The sequence below is a fragment of the Pseudomonas sp. S11P7 genome (genome assembly GCF_023195435.1).
GTDB classification, from domain to species: domain Bacteria; phylum Pseudomonadota; class Gammaproteobacteria; order Pseudomonadales; family Pseudomonadaceae; genus Aquipseudomonas; species Aquipseudomonas fluorescens_G.
The window spans coordinates 5,836,995-5,854,414 of record NZ_JALPKS020000002.1 but is presented as its reverse complement, the minus strand read 5'-3'; the positions used below and the strand labels follow the sequence as shown (position 1 = coordinate 5,854,414).

At 61.4% G+C, this 17,420-nt stretch carries 17 protein-coding genes and 1 pseudogene; 7 read left to right on the top strand and 11 right to left on the bottom strand.

The genetic code is table 11. From position 1 onward, the window contains the following. Positions 1-100: 100 nt before the first annotated feature. The 5 genes from M0746_RS26760 (at position 101) to M0746_RS26740 (ending at position 4,866) form a co-directional block, all read left to right on the top strand. Complete coding sequence (locus tag M0746_RS26760; protein WP_258451205.1) at positions 101-1,504, top strand: COG3014 family protein; 1,404 nt, start codon at positions 101-103, stop codon at positions 1,502-1,504. 206 nt (positions 1,505-1,710) lie between these two features. Continuing rightward, the gene (locus M0746_RS26755) at positions 1,711-3,105 is read left to right on the top strand and encodes a COG3014 family protein (RefSeq protein WP_208939302.1); all 1,395 of its coding nucleotides are present in this window, start codon (positions 1,711-1,713) and stop codon (positions 3,103-3,105) included. A 15-nt stretch (positions 3,106-3,120) separates the two neighbouring features. Further along, positions 3,121-3,495, top strand: coding sequence for a YcfL family protein (locus M0746_RS26750; protein WP_090287397.1), 375 nt, complete (start codon positions 3,121-3,123; stop codon positions 3,493-3,495). A gap of 36 nt (positions 3,496-3,531) precedes the next feature. Continuing rightward, positions 3,532-4,119: a penicillin-binding protein activator LpoB gene (gene lpoB / locus M0746_RS26745; protein ID WP_039757415.1), complete on the top strand. Its 588-nt coding sequence runs from the start codon at positions 3,532-3,534 to the stop codon at positions 4,117-4,119. Between the two features lie 3 nt (positions 4,120-4,122). Next, positions 4,123-4,866, top strand: coding sequence for a penicillin-binding protein activator LpoB (locus tag M0746_RS26740; protein WP_258451204.1), 744 nt, complete (start codon positions 4,123-4,125; stop codon positions 4,864-4,866). Positions 4,867-4,969: 103 nt separating this feature from the next. Here the strand turns inward: M0746_RS26740 and rhtB are convergent, their stop codons facing one another. From rhtB to M0746_RS26725, 3 genes are all read right to left on the bottom strand, one after another. After that, positions 4,970-5,602 (bottom strand): homoserine/homoserine lactone efflux protein, encoded by a 633-nt coding sequence (gene rhtB, locus M0746_RS26735; RefSeq protein WP_258451203.1) that lies wholly within the window; start codon positions 5,600-5,602, stop codon positions 4,970-4,972. A 180-nt stretch (positions 5,603-5,782) separates the two neighbouring features. Continuing rightward, positions 5,783-6,364, bottom strand: coding sequence for a mechanosensitive ion channel family protein (locus M0746_RS26730; RefSeq protein WP_093097147.1), 582 nt, complete (start codon positions 6,362-6,364; stop codon positions 5,783-5,785). Further along, positions 6,364-8,274 carry an ATP-binding cassette domain-containing protein gene (locus M0746_RS26725; protein WP_258451202.1) on the bottom strand — a complete coding sequence of 637 codons (1,911 nt, stop codon included), beginning with the start codon at positions 8,272-8,274 and terminating at the stop codon, positions 6,364-6,366. Before M0746_RS26725 ends, M0746_RS26730 begins: the two co-directional genes overlap by 1 nt. 50 nt (positions 8,275-8,324) lie before the next feature. Here M0746_RS26725 and M0746_RS26720 point away from each other — a divergent pair, with 50 nt between their 5' ends. After that, positions 8,325-8,786 (top strand): TIGR02444 family protein, encoded by a 462-nt coding sequence (locus M0746_RS26720; RefSeq protein WP_258451201.1) that lies wholly within the window; start codon positions 8,325-8,327, stop codon positions 8,784-8,786. Here M0746_RS26720 and M0746_RS26715 read toward each other — a convergent pair. After that, a complete protein-coding gene (locus M0746_RS26715) occupies positions 8,783-9,895 on the bottom strand; it encodes an AlgP family protein (protein ID WP_258451200.1) in 1,113 nt (370 codons plus the stop codon). The two genes, M0746_RS26720 and M0746_RS26715, sit on opposite strands and share 4 nt — an antisense overlap. Positions 9,896-10,087: 192 nt before the next feature. Here M0746_RS26715 and M0746_RS26710 point away from each other — a divergent pair, with 192 nt between their 5' ends. Further along, positions 10,088-10,753: an FKBP-type peptidyl-prolyl cis-trans isomerase gene (locus M0746_RS26710; RefSeq protein WP_258451199.1), complete on the top strand. Its 666-nt coding sequence runs from the start codon at positions 10,088-10,090 to the stop codon at positions 10,751-10,753. A 56-nt stretch (positions 10,754-10,809) separates the two neighbouring features. Here the strand turns inward: M0746_RS26710 and rsd are convergent, their stop codons facing one another. From rsd to M0746_RS26675, 7 genes and pseudogenes are all read right to left on the bottom strand, one after another. Further along, a complete protein-coding gene (gene rsd, locus M0746_RS26705) occupies positions 10,810-11,268 on the bottom strand; it encodes a sigma D regulator (RefSeq protein ID WP_258451198.1) in 459 nt (152 codons plus the stop codon). 182 nt (positions 11,269-11,450) lie between these two features. Continuing rightward, a pseudogene (locus M0746_RS26700) lies at positions 11,451-12,001 on the bottom strand (disulfide bond formation protein B). A gap of 218 nt (positions 12,002-12,219) precedes the next feature. Beyond that, positions 12,220-13,458, bottom strand: coding sequence for a heme biosynthesis protein HemY (locus tag M0746_RS26695; RefSeq protein WP_258451197.1), 1,239 nt, complete (start codon positions 13,456-13,458; stop codon positions 12,220-12,222). After that, on the bottom strand, positions 13,455-14,597 hold the full coding sequence (locus M0746_RS26690) for a uroporphyrinogen-III C-methyltransferase (protein ID WP_258451196.1): 1,143 nt from the start codon (positions 14,595-14,597) through the stop codon (positions 13,455-13,457). The genes M0746_RS26695 and M0746_RS26690 overlap by 4 nt, the downstream gene beginning before the upstream one ends. Before the next feature lie 16 nt (positions 14,598-14,613). Further along, positions 14,614-15,381, bottom strand: a complete 768-nt coding sequence (locus M0746_RS26685) for a uroporphyrinogen-III synthase (protein ID WP_258451195.1) — start codon at positions 15,379-15,381, stop codon at positions 14,614-14,616. After that, entirely contained in the window at positions 15,378-16,319 is a 942-nt protein-coding gene (gene hemC, locus M0746_RS26680; protein WP_258451194.1) for a hydroxymethylbilane synthase, read from the bottom strand. The genes M0746_RS26685 and hemC overlap by 4 nt, the downstream gene beginning before the upstream one ends. Before the next feature lie 138 nt (positions 16,320-16,457). Next, a complete protein-coding gene (locus M0746_RS26675; protein WP_258451193.1) occupies positions 16,458-17,204 on the bottom strand; it encodes a LytR/AlgR family response regulator transcription factor in 747 nt (248 codons plus the stop codon). Positions 17,205-17,420: the final 216 nt, after the last annotated feature.

The window sequence follows — 17,420 nt, the reverse complement described above, 5'->3', positions numbered from 1 at the left end:
TCTCGGTATCGGCAGGGAATCTTTGCAAGGTCCGAGCACTATGCCACCATCGGCACCCGCAACGGGCAGCCGCCCCCACCCATCAAGGAAGACTTGTTTCATGCGCCATTGCCTGCTGTTTTCGCTGCTGCTGACCGCCGTTGTGCAACTGGTCGGCTGCGGGGCATATCGCAACTACGATCTGGAGCTGGAGCAGACCACCGAGCAATTGAAGCAGGGTAACGTTGACGGCTCCCTCGCCTTGATCGAGGCGCACAACCCGGACGAGCAAAAAGACCTGCTCTATTACTTCGAGAAGGGCGCGGTGCTGAGTGCGGGCGGCGCACTGCCGCAGAGTCAGGCCGCCTGGCGCAGCGCCGAGCAAATGGTCATCGAGCGCCAGGACACCATCGAAACCCCCGGCGACAAGCTGTTGGCAGCGATGGGCAAGGAATGGGGCAGCATCATCAATGACAAACTGCGTCGCTATGACGGTTATGACTATGAAAAGGTCATGCTGACCACGCAGATGGCCCTGAATCAATTGGCGGTGAATGACTTCGACGGTGCCCGCGCCGACATCAAGAAAACCCACGAACGCGAAGCGTTGATCGCCCGACAGCGCGAGCTGGAATACGAACGCGTCGAAGAAGCAGCGAAAAAACAGGGCGTTCGCGTGCATTACAAGGATCTGCAGGGTTATCCGGTGGTAATGCTCGACGCACCGGCGGTGATCGCCCTGAAGAACGGCTATCAGAGCGCCTTCAGTCACTATCTCGCCGGCTTCACCTACGAAGCGCTGGGCGAAAAGGACCTGGCTGCACCCGGCTACCGCCAGGCCATCGAGCTGCGCCCGGATCTGCCGTTTTTCCAACAGGCGCTGCGCGACCTCGACAGCCCCGGCCTCAAGGCCGGCGAGAGCGATGTGCTGATCATCGTGCAAAGTGGCCTCGCACCGGCGCGCAGTTCGCTGCGTGTGCCTTACCCGGTCAAACTGGAGGATGGTCAGGTCATCGTCGCCAACATCTCGTTCCCGGTGATGGTGCCCGACACGTCGACGCCGGCGTTCAACCAAATCAGCATCGATGGCCGGCAGAAGAAGCTGACCATGGTCAACAGCATCACGGACATGTCCTTGCGCACCTTGCGCGACGACATGCCCGGCATCATCCAGCGCACCACCTATCGAGCCTTCCTCGCTGCTGACGTGCAGGGCAGGGATAACCGACGCGACCCGAGCAAAGCGTCGTATGTGACCCACTGGGACGGTTTCGAACACGCCGACACGCGCACCTGGCGGACACTGCCCAATCTGACCCAGGTAGTGCGTCTGCGCCTGAAACAAGGCGAGCATTTGATCACCTTGCCTGGTGCCGTCGGCAGCGCGCCGCTGAAGATCCGTATCGATCAGAATCGCCAGGTCATCTCCGTGCGCGCGCTCGGCGCCAGAGTGTTTGCCAACGGCAGCGCCTTCCAACCCTCCCGCGCAGCGGCGCCAAGCGCAGTAGCGGACTCGACAAGATAGTGGCATCGAATCATTCAGCGCCATCAAAAAGGCATTACATGGCCATCACGCCACGCTTATAATGCCGCGCCCTCGCCCCCGCGAGCCGGCATCAAAGCTCCTCTCGCAAGAGGAATTGGCAGGAGGCCAGCGCCACTGTCGATCGGTCACATCAGCCCGACCAGCACCCGCGGCTGCAGTTATCGCTACTCAGGGAAGAAGTACCCATGGCATTCCGCGCTCCCACTCTGCTCGCGCTCAGCGCTGTCACGCTGCTGTCCGGCTGTTCAGCCTTTCGCAATTACGACTCCGAACTGGCTCAAACCAATCAGCAACTGGCCACCGGCAACGTTGACGCTGCACTGACCTTGCTGGAAAAGAACAACAGCGGCACCGACAAAGACCTGCTTTATTACTTCGAAAAAGGTGAATTGCTGCGCGCCAAGGGCGACTTGTCCGGCAGCCAGAATGCCTGGACCAGTGCTGATCAAGTGGTCGGTCAGTGGGAAGATGCGGTCAAGCTCGACAGCGCGAAGTATCTCGCCCAGTTCGGCAGTTTCCTGGTCAACGACAAAGTCCGTCGCTACGAAGGCTATGACTACGAGAAAGTCATGCTGACCACGCAGATGGCCCTGAACCTGCTCGCGGTCAACGATTTCGACGGCGCCCGCACTGCGATCAAGCGCACTCACGAGCGCGAAGCGGTGATCGCCGACCTGCGCGACAAGGAATACCTCAAGAGCGAAGAAGAGGCCGAGAAGGAAGGGATCAAGACCCAGTACAAGGATTTGCAGGGTTACCCGGTCGCCAGCCTCGACGCCCCGGAAGTGGTCGGCCTGAAAAACAGCTACCAGAGTGCGTTCAGCCACTACCTCGCCGGCTTCGTCTACGAAGCACTGGGCGAAAAGGACCTGGCTGCACCGGGCTATCGCAAAGCCGCCGAGTTGCGCCCGAACACACCACTGCTGGAGCAGGCGCTGGTCAATCTCGACAAGCCGGGCAAATCCGATGACAGCGACATCCTGATTGTGGTGCAAAGCGGTCTGGCCCCGGCCCGTGACTCGATCCGCGTGCCGCTGCCGTTGCCAATCTCCAACAACGTGGTGATCACCCCGCTGTCGTTCCCGATCATCAAACCGGACACCTCCACCGCGCCGTTTGCGCAGATTGGCGTCGACGGCAAGCAAGTCGACCTGACCGCGCTCAACAGCACCACTGCCATGTCGCGCCGTGCGTTACGTGACGATATGCCGGGGATCATCGTGCGCACCACCGTAAGGGCGATCACCAAAGGCGTGGCGCAGAAGAAGATCAACGAAACCAACCCGCTGGCCGGTCTTGCCGTGGGTATTTCTTCAGCGGTGCTCGAAGGTGCCGATACCCGTACGTGGCGCACCCTGCCAGATAACACCCAAGTGGTGCGTCTGCGCTTGAAGAAGGGCGAACATCAGGTCACCCTGCCGAGCGCCGTGGGCGGCTCGGTAGTCAAGGTCAACGTCGACCAGCGTTACCAAGTGATCAGCCTGCGCGCCGTGGGCAATCAAGTGTTCGCCGGTGGCCTCGCGGCCCACGTCGTTCCGAATGCCGCTGCGACCAGCGTCGCCAGCCTCAAACAACCTTAAGAACGGAGTCTTTGCATGCGCTTCAAACTCATCGCCGTCGCCGCCCTCGCCTTGCTGGCGAGCGGCTGCGCCACCCCGCCGCCGCCAGAGCCAGGCAGCGCCGCGAGCAAAGTAGTGGCCATGGGCCCGCAGAAACACATCGTTGTCGGCGCCATGCGAGTGGCCCGCGAAAACGGCTTCATGACCGTTAACGTGCAATTGAGCAACACCCTCAACAGCAACAAGATCTTCTACTACCGCTTCGCCTGGCTTGGCGCAGAAGGGTTCCCGGTCGCCGAAGAAGAAGTCTGGAAAAGCCAGATGATGTACGGCGCCCAGACCAGCTTCATTCAGGCCATCGCCCCGACCCCGAAAGCGATGGATTTCCGTCTGGAAATCAAAACGCCTTAAGCCCGTCACCCTATTCCTGATTCAGAGATCACTCCCATGTTTGCACGCTTTTCCTGCATCGCTGTCATCGCCCTGCTGGCCTCCGGTTGCGCCAACACCTCGCCGACGCTGGGCAGCAAGAACATCAGCTACGGCGACACCAAAGCGGTAGAAACCGTGACCAACGAATTCGGCTCGACCGACCTGCAAATGATCGCCGAGTCGATGACCCGCTCGCTGGCCCAGTCCGGCATTTTGCAGGGCCGTCCGGTGGTTCAGGTCTACGACGTGAAGAACAAGACCAGCGAGTACATCGATACCCGCGAAATCACCACCAGCATCAAGACTCAGTTGATGAAGACCGGCGTCGCGCGTTTCGCCAGCGACAACAATGCGATGCAGAGCCAGGTTGACCAGCTCAAGCTGCAAAACCAGAGCGGCCTGTACAAAAAGAGCACCGTGGCCAAGACCGGCAACATGATTGCCGCCAAGTATCGCATCGAAGGCTCGATCAGCTCGATCGTCAAGCGCAGCAGCGATTACAAGGACGTCTTCTACAAATTCAGCCTGCAACTGATCGACGTCGAAAGCGGTCTGGCCGAGTGGATGGACGAAAAAGAGATCCGCAAAACCACGGAGCGTTAAGCAATGCGTGCATGGATTGGCATGATGGCCCTGGCTTGCGCGTTCAGCGTGCAAGCGGCCCCGAAAGTCGCGGTGACGGATCTGGCGTACCAGGAACGCGTGGAGCAATACATCCACATCGTTTCGGCGCAGAGCAATCACCGCGAGGGTTACTACAGCTCCAGCGGTTCCTCGAGCTACAACGAGATCGAAGCGACCACCAGCTACATCGAGCAGGGCGAGTTGCGCAAATTCACCGGCGACATCGAAGGTGAGATCCTGCGTACCGGCATGTTCCAGCTGGTGCAGGGCACGCCGTACACCGCCTCGTCCAAGGGCGATGTGTACGACGTGATCAAGCGCATCAAGGCCGGCAATTTCAAGGGCGCCGATTACGTGCTGTTCGGCACGGTGTCGGATATCGATTTCACCCAGGACATCAACGAGCTGGCGCACACCGACAGCTATTCGGCGGTACTGGGCCTGACGCTGGTGGCAGATTTCAGCCTGATCAACACCAGGACCTACGAGATCACCTCGGCCTTTACGGCGATGGGCGAAGCGCAGGACACCAAACTGGTGAACCATCGCGACATCAAGATCTCGCTGAACCGTCCACGGGTGGTCCGCGAAGTGTCGAAGGCGCTGGGCGAAGACGTGGCCGGGCAGCTGAGCATGCAGCTCGGTGGTGACGGTTATGAGCAGCCCCGTGAGGCACCACAGCGCAACAATCTGCCGCGCGACACCGCGCCGGTGATCCTGCGCTGAGTGATCGTTCCCACGCTCAGCGTGGGAATGCATCCCGGGACGCTCTGCGTCCCACGCACAAAAAAGGCGACCCGCAAGGGTCGCCTTTTTGTGCCGGCGCGGTTTACGCAGCCGCTTTGCGCAACGTCGCCATAAACGCCGCCGCACCAATGAACAGCCCGGCAAACGTGCGGTTCATGCGGCGCTGCTGCTTCGGCGTGCGCAGCAAACGCAGCACCTTCGACGCCAGCCCGGTATAGCCCGCCATGACGATCAGATCGACACAGATCATCGTCACCCCGATCACCAGATACTGAATCAGCAACGGCGCATGCGGGTTGATGAACTGCGGCAGTACCGCAAGCATGAACACCAGCGCCTTGGGATTACTGATGTTCACCAAAAACCCGCGGAACACCAGCGCCAGCGGCTTGCCGATCGGTCGCACCGCGGCGTCATCGCTCATGTCCATCGGCAGCGCACGCCACTGTTTGATTGCCAGATAGACCAGATAGGCCACGCCGAACCATTTGATCGCATGGAACGCTGTGGCGGAAGCCGTTAGGATCGCGCCGACCCCGGCGCCGACAATCGCAATCTGTACGGCCAGACCGATCTGCAGGCCGAGGGCATTCCAGTAACCGCGCCAGAAGCCGTATTGCAGACCGCTGGACATCGACGCGATGGCGCCGGCACCCGGCGACAGGCTGATCACCCAGCAAGCGGCGAAAAACGCCAGCCATGTTTGAAGCTCCATCGCACACCTCGACTGATGCTTGTGACAAAGACATAAGCTAATGCGGCTGTGGCTGGATGACTATCGATTTTTTGCTGGATGTTGCGGTGCTACTGAGGACATCTTCGCGAGCAGGCTCGCTCCTACATTAGACCGCGATCAAAATGTGCGAGCGAAGGCGCCAGATCAGGCGCCGGAAATCTACTTCTCGAACCCGCTCGACGGAAACACATCCGTCCCGCGCCAGCGCCGCACCGAACGCTGGAAGAACAGGCTGTTGGGCACCTGCACCATGGCGCTGCCGGTACCCAGTTCTTCGGCCTCAATCAAGGTGGTGTAGAGCAGATTGATCGCCACCACCCGCCCTTTGACCCCCGGTTTGTCGGTGGTGTCGACCAGCTCGACGACGTCGCCCAGGCGGAACGGCCCGACGGTAAAGATCAGGATTGCGCAGAGCAGGTTCGACAACACGCTCCACATGGCGAAGAACGCCACCGCCGCCACCGCGACGAATCCGGAGAGTGCGGTCCACAGCACGGTCGCTGAAACCCCGAGGCGTTCCAGCACGAAGATCACCGCGCTGCCCATGATCAGCCAGCGCAATACACCGCGCAGCGGCATCAGCAGTTGTGGCGGGAACGGATAGCGCTCACCCAGACGGGTCAGCCCCCGGGCGACCACGCGCTGGGTCAGGTAGCCGGCGAGCAGGATGAGCAGAATCTGCACGCCGAGCCAGATCGGCTCGATCCACATGGCCGGCAGCGGCAGCTTGAACGCTTCCATCAGGACAGCGCCTCCAGCTCCGCCTGCATGCTTTCCAGAGTCTCCAGCGCTTCCATCCAGGCTTCTTCAAGCTCGGTTTCGCGAACCTTCAATCTGGCCTGTTCGGCGAGCAGATCACGCAATTCGTTCTTGCGCGCCGGCTCGTAGATGTCGCTATCGCCGAGACTGGCGTCGACCTTGGCAAGTTTTTCATGCAGCTTGCCCAGCTCGGCTTCGAGCTTGTCGGCTTCACGCTTGTGCGGCGCCAGTTGCTGACGCAGCGCCGCAGCTGCCTGACGCTGGGCTTTCTTGTCGGTTTTGTCCGGGTTGACCGGTGTGTTGTTCACCGGCGCGTTGCGCTGACGGTACTCGACCAGCCAGCGCGCGTAGTCTTCAAGATCGCCATCGAACTCTTCAACCTTGCCATCAGCGACCAGGTAGAAATTGTCGGTGGTGCTCTTGAGCAAATGCCGATCGTGAGACACCACCAGTACCGCGCCGCTGAATTCCTGCAGGGCCATGGTCAGCGCCAGGCGCATTTCCAGATCGAGGTGGTTGGTCGGTTCGTCGAGCAGCAACAGGTTCGGTCGTTCCCAGGCAATCAGCGCCAGCGCCAGACGAGCCTTTTCACCACCGGAGAAATTCAGCACCGGCTCATCGATCCGCGCACCGCGGAAGTCGAAACCGCCGAGGAAATCACGCAAGGTCTGCTCACGCTCGGTCGGTGCCAGACGCTGCAAGTGCAGCAACGGGCTGGCCTTGGCATCCAGCGAGTCGAGCTGATGCTGAGCGAAGTAGCCGACCACGGTGTTTTCGCCGCGAGTGAGGCGCCCGGCCAGCGGTTCGAGTTCGCCGGCGAGGTTCTTGATCAGCGTCGATTTACCCGCACCGTTCGGCCCCAGCAGGCCGATGCGTGCGCCCGGGGTCAGTTGCAGCTTGACCTTCTCCAGGATGGTTTTATCGCCATACCCCAGACGCGCATCGGACAGGTCGATCAGCGGGCTGGAAATCTTGCTCGACTCGCGGAAGACGAAATCGAACGGCGAGTCGACATGTGCCGCTGACAGTTCTTCCATCCGCTCGAGGGCCTTGATCCGGCTCTGCGCCTGACGGGCCTTGGTCGCTTGTGCCTTGAAGCGGGCGATGTAGCTTTCCATGTGCGCACGCTGCGCCTGCTGCTTCTCGTAGGCCTGTTGCTGCTGGGCCAGACGCTCGGCACGGGCGCGCTCGAACGCGGTATAGCCGCCGCGGTAGAGGGTCAGCTTGCGCTGATCGACGTGGGCCACGTGATCGACCACTTCATCGAGGAAGTCGCGGTCGTGGGAAATCAGCAGCAAGGTACCCGGATAGCTTTTCAGCCATTCTTCGAGCCAGATGATCGCGTCGAGGTCGAGGTGGTTGGTCGGTTCGTCGAGCAGCAGCAGGTCCGACGGGCACATCAAGGCCTGCGCCAGGTTCAGACGCATCCGCCAGCCACCGGAGAAATCGCCGACCTGACGATCCATCTGCTCGTTGCTGAACCCGAGACCGGCGAGCAGCTTGCGCGCCCGCGCATCGGCGGTGTAGCCGTCAGCGCTGTCGAGCTCGGCGTGCAGACGCGCCAGTGCGGTGCCGTCATGGGCTTCTTCGGCCGCGGCGAGGTCGCGCTGCACTTCACGCAGGCGCAGGTCGCCGTCGAGCACATAGTCGACCGCCAGGCGCTCGAGCGTATCGACCTCCTGACGCATGTGCGCGATGCGCCAGTCGGCCGGCAGCAGGCAATCGCCCGAATCCGGGTGCAACTCGCCACGCAGCAAGGCGAACAGGCTGGATTTGCCGGCGCCGTTGGCACCGATGAGGCCGGCTTTGTGGCCGGCGTGCAGGGTCAGCTCGGCGTCTTCTAGCAGACGTTGCGGGCCACGCTGTAAAGTCAGGTTCTGAAGTCGGATCATAATGGCGGCGGAGTCTACCAGCTTCGCTCACAACTGGCGCGAGTAGCACGATGTCCTCTGACCTGTGGAGCTTTGCCCTGAATGTTTACGCCCGAGCGGGCGTGGAGGATGCCTGCCTGCAATTGCAAACAGCGGGCGCCAATATCTGCCTGCTGTTGTGCGGGTTATGGCTGGAACAACGCGAGGTGGCGTGTGATGAGCAACGCGTGAGTCTGCTGCGCACGCTGACCGATCCTTGGGACGCCGAGGTGGTACAACCGCTGCGTACATTGCGCCTGCAATGGAAAACCCGGGCGGTCGACGATGCTGTATTGAAAGGTATGCGCGAGCAGATCAAGTCACTCGAGCTTGAGGCTGAGCGAGTGTTGCTGTCACGGCTTGAGGGTGTCGCGCAGGCATGGCCCCGGAACGCTGCCGGTTCGACCACCTGGCTTGAAGAGCTGACTGGTGCGGCGGCCAGCCCGAACCGCGACGCGCTGCAAGTGCTGCGCGTCGCGGCAACCGGCACTTAGGAAGCGCTGGTAGGGTTGTTGCTGGCGCTCGATGCGGCGGCTGGCGATGGCGCAGTCGTAGGGATCGAGGTAGAAGCGGCAGGTGCAGCGGCGGCCGGGGTGGCTGGCGCGGCAGGTTTGGCAACTGGAGCGGTGGCCGGTTTGGCGGCAGCTGGTTTGGCAGCGGCTGGCTTCTTCGCGGCGGGTTTTGCGGCAGGTTTTGCAACTGGCTTGGCGGCAGTTTTTGCAGCGGCAGGCTTGGCAGCGGCTGCGGCTGGTTTAGCAGCGGCGGTTGGCTTGGCTGCCGGTTTGGCGGCGGCTTTCACTGCTGGTTTTGCAGCTGGCTTGGCGGCAGTTTTTACAGCTGGTTTTGCAGCAGCCGGTTTTGCGGCCGGTTTGGCAGCTGCGGTTTTCGCTGGAGCGGCTTTGGTCGCGGCAGGTTTTGCAGCGGGTTTGGCGGCGGCAGTTCTAGCGACAGGCTTGGCGGCAGCTGGTTTGGCAGCGGTGGTTTTCGCCGCCGGTTTTGCAGCGCCCGCCGCAGCCGGTTTTTTCACCGCAGGTTTCGCCGCGGCTTTCACTGCCGGTTTGGCCGCGGTTTTCACCGGTGCCTTGGCAGCAGGTTTGGCCGCCGTTTTAGCAGCAGGTTTAGCTGCTGCGGTTTTCGCCGGAGTCTTGCTGGCAGCCGGTTTGGCAGCGACTTTCTTCGCTGGTGCTGCGGCTGGTTTGGCAGCGCGGGAAGACAGGACTTTACCCACAGCTTCTTGCACGCGACCGACACCCTGGGCCAGCTTCAGACTTTCCTGGGCATCACGCTTGAGCTGCAGAATGTAGCTGCGCGTCTCGGACTGACGATCCTTCAACGCATCGAGCAGGTCTTCCAGCTCTTTCACCGCGCCTTTGGCTTTGGTCTGTGCCTTGGCTTTGCCGGCAGTTGCGGCGTCCTGCAATTTGGTGCGCGATTTGTGCAGTTTTTCCTGCGCCTTGCCGCGTTGCTTTTCCAGCTTGGCGAGCAGTTTTTCAGCATCAGCCAAGGCTTGCGAGCAAGCGTTTTCCAAATGCTCGAGCAGGCTGCCCGAGAGTTGTTGGAGTAAGTGCAACGGAGTATTTACAGGCTTCTTGGTGGCCGACATGGTTTACCTCCTGGCTGACGTGAGTGCGGCTCATACTAGACCTCTGCTGATACCGCCGCTAGGGCATCTTGACAGTATCGAAACCGTTGCGTTGCACCGAAGCGAAAATGTCATGCAGGAAAACCAAAGCAGTTCACCGTTGCAGCGCTTTGCGCTGGCATAATCCAGCGCATCTCAGGTCGGAGAGTGCCCATGTCGCGCTACGTTTTCTTAACCCTCTGCATGCTTTTATCCGTCGCTCATGCCGACGAAAAAAATACCGCGAATGATGCTCATGACCTGGCTTACAGCCTTGGGGCGAGTCTTGGCGAGCGCCTGCGTCAGGAGGTTCCGCAGTTGCAGATTCAAGCGCTGATCGAGGGCTTGCAACAGGCTTATCAAGGCAAGCCATTGGCGTTGAGTGAAGCACGTATCGAGCAGATTCTGGCTGACCATGAATCGAAGAATGCCGAGCAGGCATCGCTGCATTCGAGCGACGCCGCGATGGAAAACGAACAGCGTTTTCTGACGGCTGAAAAAGCCAGACCCGGCGTGAAGGAATTGGCCGACGGCATCCTGCTGACCGAACTTGTTCCGGGTAACGGTGCGAAGGCCGGCCCCGATGGCAAGGTGCAGGTGCTGTATGTCGGCAAGCTACCGGACGGTACCGTGTTCGATCAGAACAGCCAACCGCAGTGGTTCAATCTGGACAGCGTGATTGCCGGTTGGCGCACCGCGTTGCAAAACATGCCGGTGGGGGCGAAATGGCGATTGGTGATTCCATCGGATCAGGCTTATGGTGCTGATGGCGCCGGCGACCTGATCGCGCCGTTCACGCCGCTGGTGTTTGAGGTGGAATTGCGTGGCGCGACGAGCTGATCAGGTATAAAAAAGGTGCGCTTTGGGCGCACCTTTTTTTGCTCAGGCTTCAATCATCAGGCCTGAACCGGCTCCTCAGTCTTGTGTGCTGTATGCAGCACTTCGATCAGGCAGTCTTCGAGTTCAAAGCGTTCGTGCAGCAGACCGCCCAGCTCCTTGAATTTCTCGGCGACGCATTTGCCTTCATCGCACAGGTCGTTGAACGCGAGCAGCTTCTCGGTGATGACGTCGATGCGCGGATAGATCGTCTCGGCGAGTTCCAGACCGCGTTTGTCGTTGAACGCCTTGGCTTCGCCGGTCAGCTGTTCGTAGATTTCGAAGTGGCCTGCCGATACGTAATCGACCAGCACGCCGCAGAATTCCTGCAAGGGCTTGCGACTCTCCGACAGTGCTTCAGGCTGCGCACCGAGGTTGTCGTAGGCGACGATCAGTTCTTGACGCTCCTGCAACCAGCGGTCGATCAGCAGATTAACTCCACCCCAGCGTTCCTGAGCATTCTGACAACTTTCGAGCATGGCGATCTCTCTTCCCTTGTGGGTCATGCTGCTCTACACCCGCGCCCCTGTTTTGATATGGCTTGGGGGACGATCGGGCAGAGCGTCATCGAGCAACACGATTCCAATGACACGTGCGGGCCAGATTATGCCCGCGCGCTTATGGCTTCAAGGTACGCAGGAGATAAAGTTCATACAAGTGTTTAATCACGCAGCAGCAGCGTGTGCGACGCTTCGCCGCTGAGCGGGCGTTGCAGAGCAGTCCAGACCAGCCGCAGCAATTGATACACCGCCAGAATCGATACCGCGACGAAGAACAGCAGACTCCATTCCGGAATGCTCAGATCGAATAGCGTCCAGGTAATTTCCGCGCATTCAGCGCCGCCGCTGAGCATTCGTTGTAGCGCACAGAGCCACGACAGCCCACCGAGAAACGCTTCGGGAACCGCTGGGCAATGGTGCAGTTGCAGCACCGGGTCACTCTGAATCAACACCTGCCGCCAGGCAGCCGTGGTGCCCCCAGACTCGCGCCCAGGGTCAGCAGCCAGTAAAACCCCAGACCGATGCGCTTGGGGCCGTGCACCGCTGCCACCCCGCTGCAAACGCAGAGCAGCGTGAGAAACAGGCGCTGCACCAGACACAAACTGCAAGGCGCGAGGCCGACAGCGTATTCAAGATAATAGGAAGCTCCCAGAGCAATGGCCCCCGCAATGAAAGCCATGAAGAACAAGGAGCGTGAGCAGGCCAACGACATGGCTTTTCCGTAACAGTAGAGACAGGCGGTTACGGTAGAGGAAAGCGTGTCAGCCTTTCAAGGCGATGCCCTGCGGACAGTTCACCAGAGGTGTAGGGAAAACCCGACAGGTTCGAGAGGAATTGATGTAGCACGCTGTAGGACTTTGTCCCGCAGCCGCCTTGAAGATCGAATTTCAGCGGTAGGCGGTAGCGAGGGAGACACCTCCCCCGCCCGTTTCAGACCGCTGTCGGCACCGGCAACGGCGCCGCCAGCAAACGCTCATCCAGCAGGCCAAGGCCTTCCTGGAACAGTTGATTGCTGCGCTCGGTATCGCCCAATTGCGCCAGCAGCCTTGCCAGCTCGGCACAGGTTTCCGGATTGCGCTGCACACGCAGGCTGCTTTCCAGGTAATCGCGCGCCTTGCCCCACAGACTGGTTTGCAGACACAGCCGGCCCAGGGTCAGCAGCAGGCTCGGATCGTTCGGGTGATCCTTCAACCAGCCTTCAGCAGTTTGCAACTGACGGGCTGGATCGCTACCGCGCACCAGACCGTAAAGGCGGGCCAGATGGCTGTCGTATTTGCGCTTGAGCGCGGTACGCAATACCTCTTCGGCCTCGACCTGAGCGCCCAACTGGCGCAGTTGTTCGGCATACGCCAGCACCAGCGAAGGCTCTTGCCGTTGCGCCGAGGTCAGTTGCTGCCAGGCGCGAGTCAGCGATTGCAGGCCCACGCTGCCGTCTTCCTCGCGCTGCGCGGCCAGCGACAGATTTTCGCCCCAGGCGCGGCGCTCCAGTTCTGCCAGCTCCGCCGGTGGCAGAACCTTGTCCTTGCGCAGCTCCGGCAGCAAACGGATCACCGCCGACCATTCGCCGCGCTGCTGATACAAACGCTGCAACTGGCGCAGCGTCTGTGCATTGTGCGGATGCCGCTCGTGCATCGCTTGCAAAGTCACCAGCGCACCGTCGGTATCGCCACGATCAGTCTGCAATTGCGCATGGCTCAAGGCGATCGCCAGTTCCGCCTGCGGCTGACGTTCCAGAGCGCGCTCAAGCAAACGATCGCAGTCCTCGTAATGACCTTGTTCGTTCGCCGCGCGGGCGGCGCCAAGGTAGTAGAGGAGCGGCTGGCGCTCGGCTTCGGCGGCTCGCGACAGATGCCGCTGCGCACTGGCCCAGCGGCCTTCGGCCAGATCCAGCTGACCATGTTCGATCGCCACCTGCACGCGCCGGCTGCGGTTACGCCGCGACCACGGATTGACCACCCCGCTGGAGGTCATGATCAATTCGATCAGCGCCTTGATGCCCCAGACGATCAGCCACAACACGGCGATGACCGCCAGCGTCGCCCACAGGCTCGATTCATAGCGGAAGCTCTTGTAGGCCACCAGCACGTAACCGGAATGTTCGGCAATCGCCAGCCCCAGTGCCGCCGTCGCCGCGATCACCAGAAACACGATCACATACAGGCGTTTCATGGCGTAGCCTCCTGCGCGGTGTTGGCGGCAGGCTTGGCAAACGGTTTCACCGAGTCTTCAGCGTTGACGTTGCGTCGCTCAAGATAGGCTTGCACCGCGCTGAGGGTGCCGGCCAGATCCGGTGTCACGACGGTCACCGGCTCCTTGCTCAACTCGCCGACCTGCTCGAGCATCACCTTGCTTTGCGGATTGTCCGGATTGAAATTGCCCTTGAGCACGTCACGCGCTTCGGCCAGCGCCTGGGTATACACCGACGCCTGTCCGTTGAGGGCTGCCCACTGCGCCTGCTCCAGCGCCAGGCTCAGGGCCAGACGCACCTGACTCAGGCTTTGCCCGGCCAGCAATGGCTTCACATTCTTGTCGGCGTTGAAATCGATGCGGATATAGCGCGACACCTTGTCCCACCACTGCGCCCAGCGACTGGCGCCGTCGCCGTCGGCGGTCAGGCCCAGCAGCGATTCGCCGCGGTCCTTGTACTCCGGCGCCAGCTCGGTGAGATTGATGACCTGATCGCGCAGCGCGCCCAGACGCAGGAACAGACCGGTGCGGTCCGGCTGCTCGGTACTGCGCAGCGCCACCAGGGTTTTCGCCACTTGCTCGCGCGCAGCGAACGAACCCGGGTCGTTTTGCTCGCGAAGAATCTCGTCAGCGCCCTGCACCAGCGCCTGAGCGCTGCTGATGTCCTGCAAGGCTGACAGGCGCAGGCTGGCCAGACGCAGCAGATGTTCGGCTTCGGCCAGACGCCAGTCCTTGCGGCTGGCGCCCAGTACGGTTTCCAGACGCTGATTGAGGCGCTGCTGATCGCCCTGCAACTGCGTCACCAGACGCTGGCGTTCGGCAAGTTCGTCGGCCCCCGGCAGTTGCGCAAGGCGCTCGGTCAGGCGCTGCTCGTTGAGCTTCAGGGTCTGCGCCTGATCGTTCAACGCCTGCACCTGGCCGGACTGCTGCTGGGTGTTGGTCTGCAGGTGACGGACCTGCCAGACACCCCAGCCACCGATCGCGACACCGGCGGCGCCAAGCAACAGGGCGACGATGGCCAGTCCATTGCCTCGGCGCGGCTCTACGGCCGGCGGTGGAGTTTCAACCTGGGTATCGATCACAGGTTGCACATCATCTTTAGGCAAGGCTGTTTCGCTCACGTATCCATCCTTTGCATCAGAGAACGGCCACGGGATATTCCCGTAATGCCGTCAGCAAAGCCGCGGCACTCGCGCCGCGGCAATCCACAACTGTTTGAGCCCCGGCGGCACGTGCCAGCTCGGCGACTCTGGGGCTTGGTACAAACAACGGCAACTGCGCGATGTCTGGCCAGGCTTCCCCGGCCATTTGGCGCAGGTGCTCGAAACCCTGTCCACTGCTGACCACCACGCCGTTCAAGCGTTCCGCTTCGATCCGCCGTGGCAGTTCTTGCGGCGCATAGCCCGGCAGCTCGCGTCGATACAGTTCCAGATACTCGACACTAGCACCTGACTCGCGCAGACGCTCGGCGAGCAGCTCGCGCCCGCCCTCGCCACGCAGGATCATCACCCGCGCGCCAGGCTGGCCGAGCACCTTGAGCAGACGCGGCAATTGCAGCAAGGCTTCGCTGTCATCGCCGGCGTCTGGAAAATGCACATCCAGACCATGCTCGCGGAGAATCTGCCCGGTAGCCGCGCCGACACTGAACCACGGCATGGTCAGTGGCTGCCGCTCGAGCGTATCAAGCAGATCCAGGGCAATGCGTGCCGCCGGCTTGCTGACCACGATCACCGCGTTGCAATCCGCCAGCCGCATCAGCGCCTGACGAATTGTGGCAGACACCGGCAGCGGAGCTATTTCCAAAAGCGGCAGGCAACTGCTGAAAATCCCCTGCGCGGCCAACGTCTCGGCCAGCGCCGCGCAGTCGTCCGCAGGGCGTGTCAGCAGCAGGCGCCAGCCAGTCACTCGTGACCTGCCTCGCCGTATACCGCTTTAAGGATGTCGTCGGCGCCCTGGCGCAGCAAGTCTTCGGCGACCTGCACGCCCAAGGCTTCAGCCTCGCCGCGCGGCGCACGCGCTTCAGCGCTGAGCAACTTGCCGCCACTGGGCTCGCCGACCAGACCGCGCAGCCACAATTGCTCGCCTTCGAGCACGGCATAGCAGGCGATCGGCACCTGGCAGCCGCCATTCAAATGTTTGTTGAGTGCACGTTCGGCGCTGACGCGCGACGAGGTGTCGGCGTGATGCAAAGGCGCGAGCAAAGCGTGGATGTGCGTATCGGCGCTGCGGCATTCGATGCCGACCGCGCCCTGACCACCGGCCGGCAGGCTGTCATCAACGCTGATCGCCGAGGTGATGCGCTCTTCGAAACCGAGGCGGATCAGACCGGCCGCCGCGAGGATGATTGCGTCGTACTCACCGGCATCGAGCTTGGCCAGGCGCGTATTGACGTTGCCACGCAGGAAGCGGATCTGCAGGTCCGGGCGACGCGTCAGCAACTGCGCCTGACGACGCAGGCTGGAGGTGCCGACGATGCTCCCGGCCGGCAGTGCTTCGAGGCTGGCATAGGTATTGGAAACGAAGGCGTCGCGCGGGTCTTCGCGCTCGCAGATGCAAAACAGCCCGAGGCCTTCAGGGAAGTCCATCGGCACGTCTTTCATCGAGTGCACGGCGATGTCGGCTTCATTTTCCAGCAGTGCGGTTTCCAGCTCCTTGACGAACAGGCCCTTGCCGCCGATTTTCGACAGTGGCGAGTCGATCAGCTTGTCGCCGCGACTGACCATGGGCACCAGCGTTACCTGCAAGCCGGGATGGGCCGCTTCCAGTCGGGCTTTAACGTATTCGGCCTGCCAGAGGGCCAGCGCACTTTTACGGGTGGCGATGCGGATTTCGCGAGAGGACATGGATCAATCCGTACTGAATAGATACGGCGGATAATAACAGCTCAGCCAAATCCACTTTGACCTGAATCAGAAACGACGTGGCCTCCCTGGCCTGTGATGCCTGGTATCAAAGAGTTGAAGCCGCCCGGAGTGACCGGGTCAAAGCCCCTGCATCATTTTGCGTACGCCGGCGACATGACGGCGGCTGACGATCAACGCATCGCCATTGAGGCCTTTGAGAAACAGCTGGAAATGCCCCAGTGGCGTACGTTGCAAACGCTCGATGCGGTCGCGGGCGACCAGCGCGTTGCGGTGGATCCGCACGAAGCGCTCGCCGAACTCGTCTTCCAGCGCCTTGAGCGGCTCGTCCAGCAACACCTCACCGGCCTCGTGGCGCAAGGTCACGTACTTGTGATCGGCAATGAAGTACACCACCTGATCCAGCGGGATCAGCTCGATGCCTTTGCGAGTACGGGCGCTGATGTGGCTGCGTGGACCGTTGCCGCTTTCGGCAGCGGGACGGGTCAGCGACGAGAGTTGTGCCCGGTTGGGACGCTCAGCCCGCTTCAGGGCTTCATGAAGATGTTCAGTTCGCACGGGTTTCACCACATAGCCCACGGCACAGGCCTGCAGGGCTTCCACGGCAAATTCATCGGGGCTGGTGCAAAACACCACGGCCGGCGGCGTTTCGCGTTCGCACAGTCGGGCAGCGACCTGCAGGCCATCGAGGCCCGGCATGCGGATATCGAGCAAGACGATATCCGGCTTGTGGCTGTCGATCAGTGCCAACGCCTCCTCGCCATTGGTGGCGCTGGGCTCCAGAACTGTATAACCCTCAAGCTCGCTCACCATTCGGCTGAGGCGCTCGCGAGCCAGTGGTTCGTCATCAACGATCAGGACATTCATATTGCGCTGGATTCCTGCGTGAGTCTCGCACAAGGATAGCTAGACAGGTGAAGTGACGTCCGTCACCGCGATCCACGCTAAGACTAGCCCGAGCGCCAAAAAGTGCCGTACGTCGGCCAGCAATATTTGCCAGTGTCCGGGTCGTACTGCTCGAAGCCCGCTGTTTCTTGCGTTTTTCACGGGGTTTGCCGAAGGACAATCCACCCACCCCCTCTT

Excerpts from the sequence above, each read along its gene's own strand:
- M0746_RS26760 (WP_258451205.1), top strand. The coding sequence starts at position 101 with ATGCGCCATTGCCTGCTGTTTTCGCTGCTGCTGACCGCCGTTGTGCAA.
- M0746_RS26755 (WP_208939302.1), top strand. The coding sequence starts at position 1,711 with ATGGCATTCCGCGCTCCCACTCTGCTCGCGCTCAGCGCTGTCACGCTG.
- M0746_RS26750 (WP_090287397.1), top strand. The coding sequence starts at position 3,121 with ATGCGCTTCAAACTCATCGCCGTCGCCGCCCTCGCCTTGCTGGCGAGC.
- lpoB (WP_039757415.1), top strand. The coding sequence starts at position 3,532 with ATGTTTGCACGCTTTTCCTGCATCGCTGTCATCGCCCTGCTGGCCTCC.
- M0746_RS26740 (WP_258451204.1), top strand. The coding sequence starts at position 4,123 with ATGCGTGCATGGATTGGCATGATGGCCCTGGCTTGCGCGTTCAGCGTG.
- rhtB (WP_258451203.1), bottom strand. The coding sequence starts at position 5,602 with ATGGAGCTTCAAACATGGCTGGCGTTTTTCGCCGCTTGCTGGGTGATC.
- M0746_RS26730 (WP_093097147.1), bottom strand. The coding sequence starts at position 6,364 with ATGGAAGCGTTCAAGCTGCCGCTGCCGGCCATGTGGATCGAGCCGATC.
- M0746_RS26725 (WP_258451202.1), bottom strand. The coding sequence starts at position 8,274 with ATGATCCGACTTCAGAACCTGACTTTACAGCGTGGCCCGCAACGTCTG.
- M0746_RS26720 (WP_258451201.1), top strand. The coding sequence starts at position 8,325 with ATGTCCTCTGACCTGTGGAGCTTTGCCCTGAATGTTTACGCCCGAGCG.
- M0746_RS26715 (WP_258451200.1), bottom strand. The coding sequence starts at position 9,895 with ATGTCGGCCACCAAGAAGCCTGTAAATACTCCGTTGCACTTACTCCAA.
- M0746_RS26710 (WP_258451199.1), top strand. The coding sequence starts at position 10,088 with ATGTCGCGCTACGTTTTCTTAACCCTCTGCATGCTTTTATCCGTCGCT.
- rsd (WP_258451198.1), bottom strand. The coding sequence starts at position 11,268 with ATGCTCGAAAGTTGTCAGAATGCTCAGGAACGCTGGGGTGGAGTTAAT.
- M0746_RS26695 (WP_258451197.1), bottom strand. The coding sequence starts at position 13,458 with ATGAAACGCCTGTATGTGATCGTGTTTCTGGTGATCGCGGCGACGGCG.
- hemC (WP_258451194.1), bottom strand. The coding sequence starts at position 16,319 with ATGTCCTCTCGCGAAATCCGCATCGCCACCCGTAAAAGTGCGCTGGCC.
- M0746_RS26675 (WP_258451193.1), bottom strand. The coding sequence starts at position 17,204 with ATGAATGTCCTGATCGTTGATGACGAACCACTGGCTCGCGAGCGCCTC.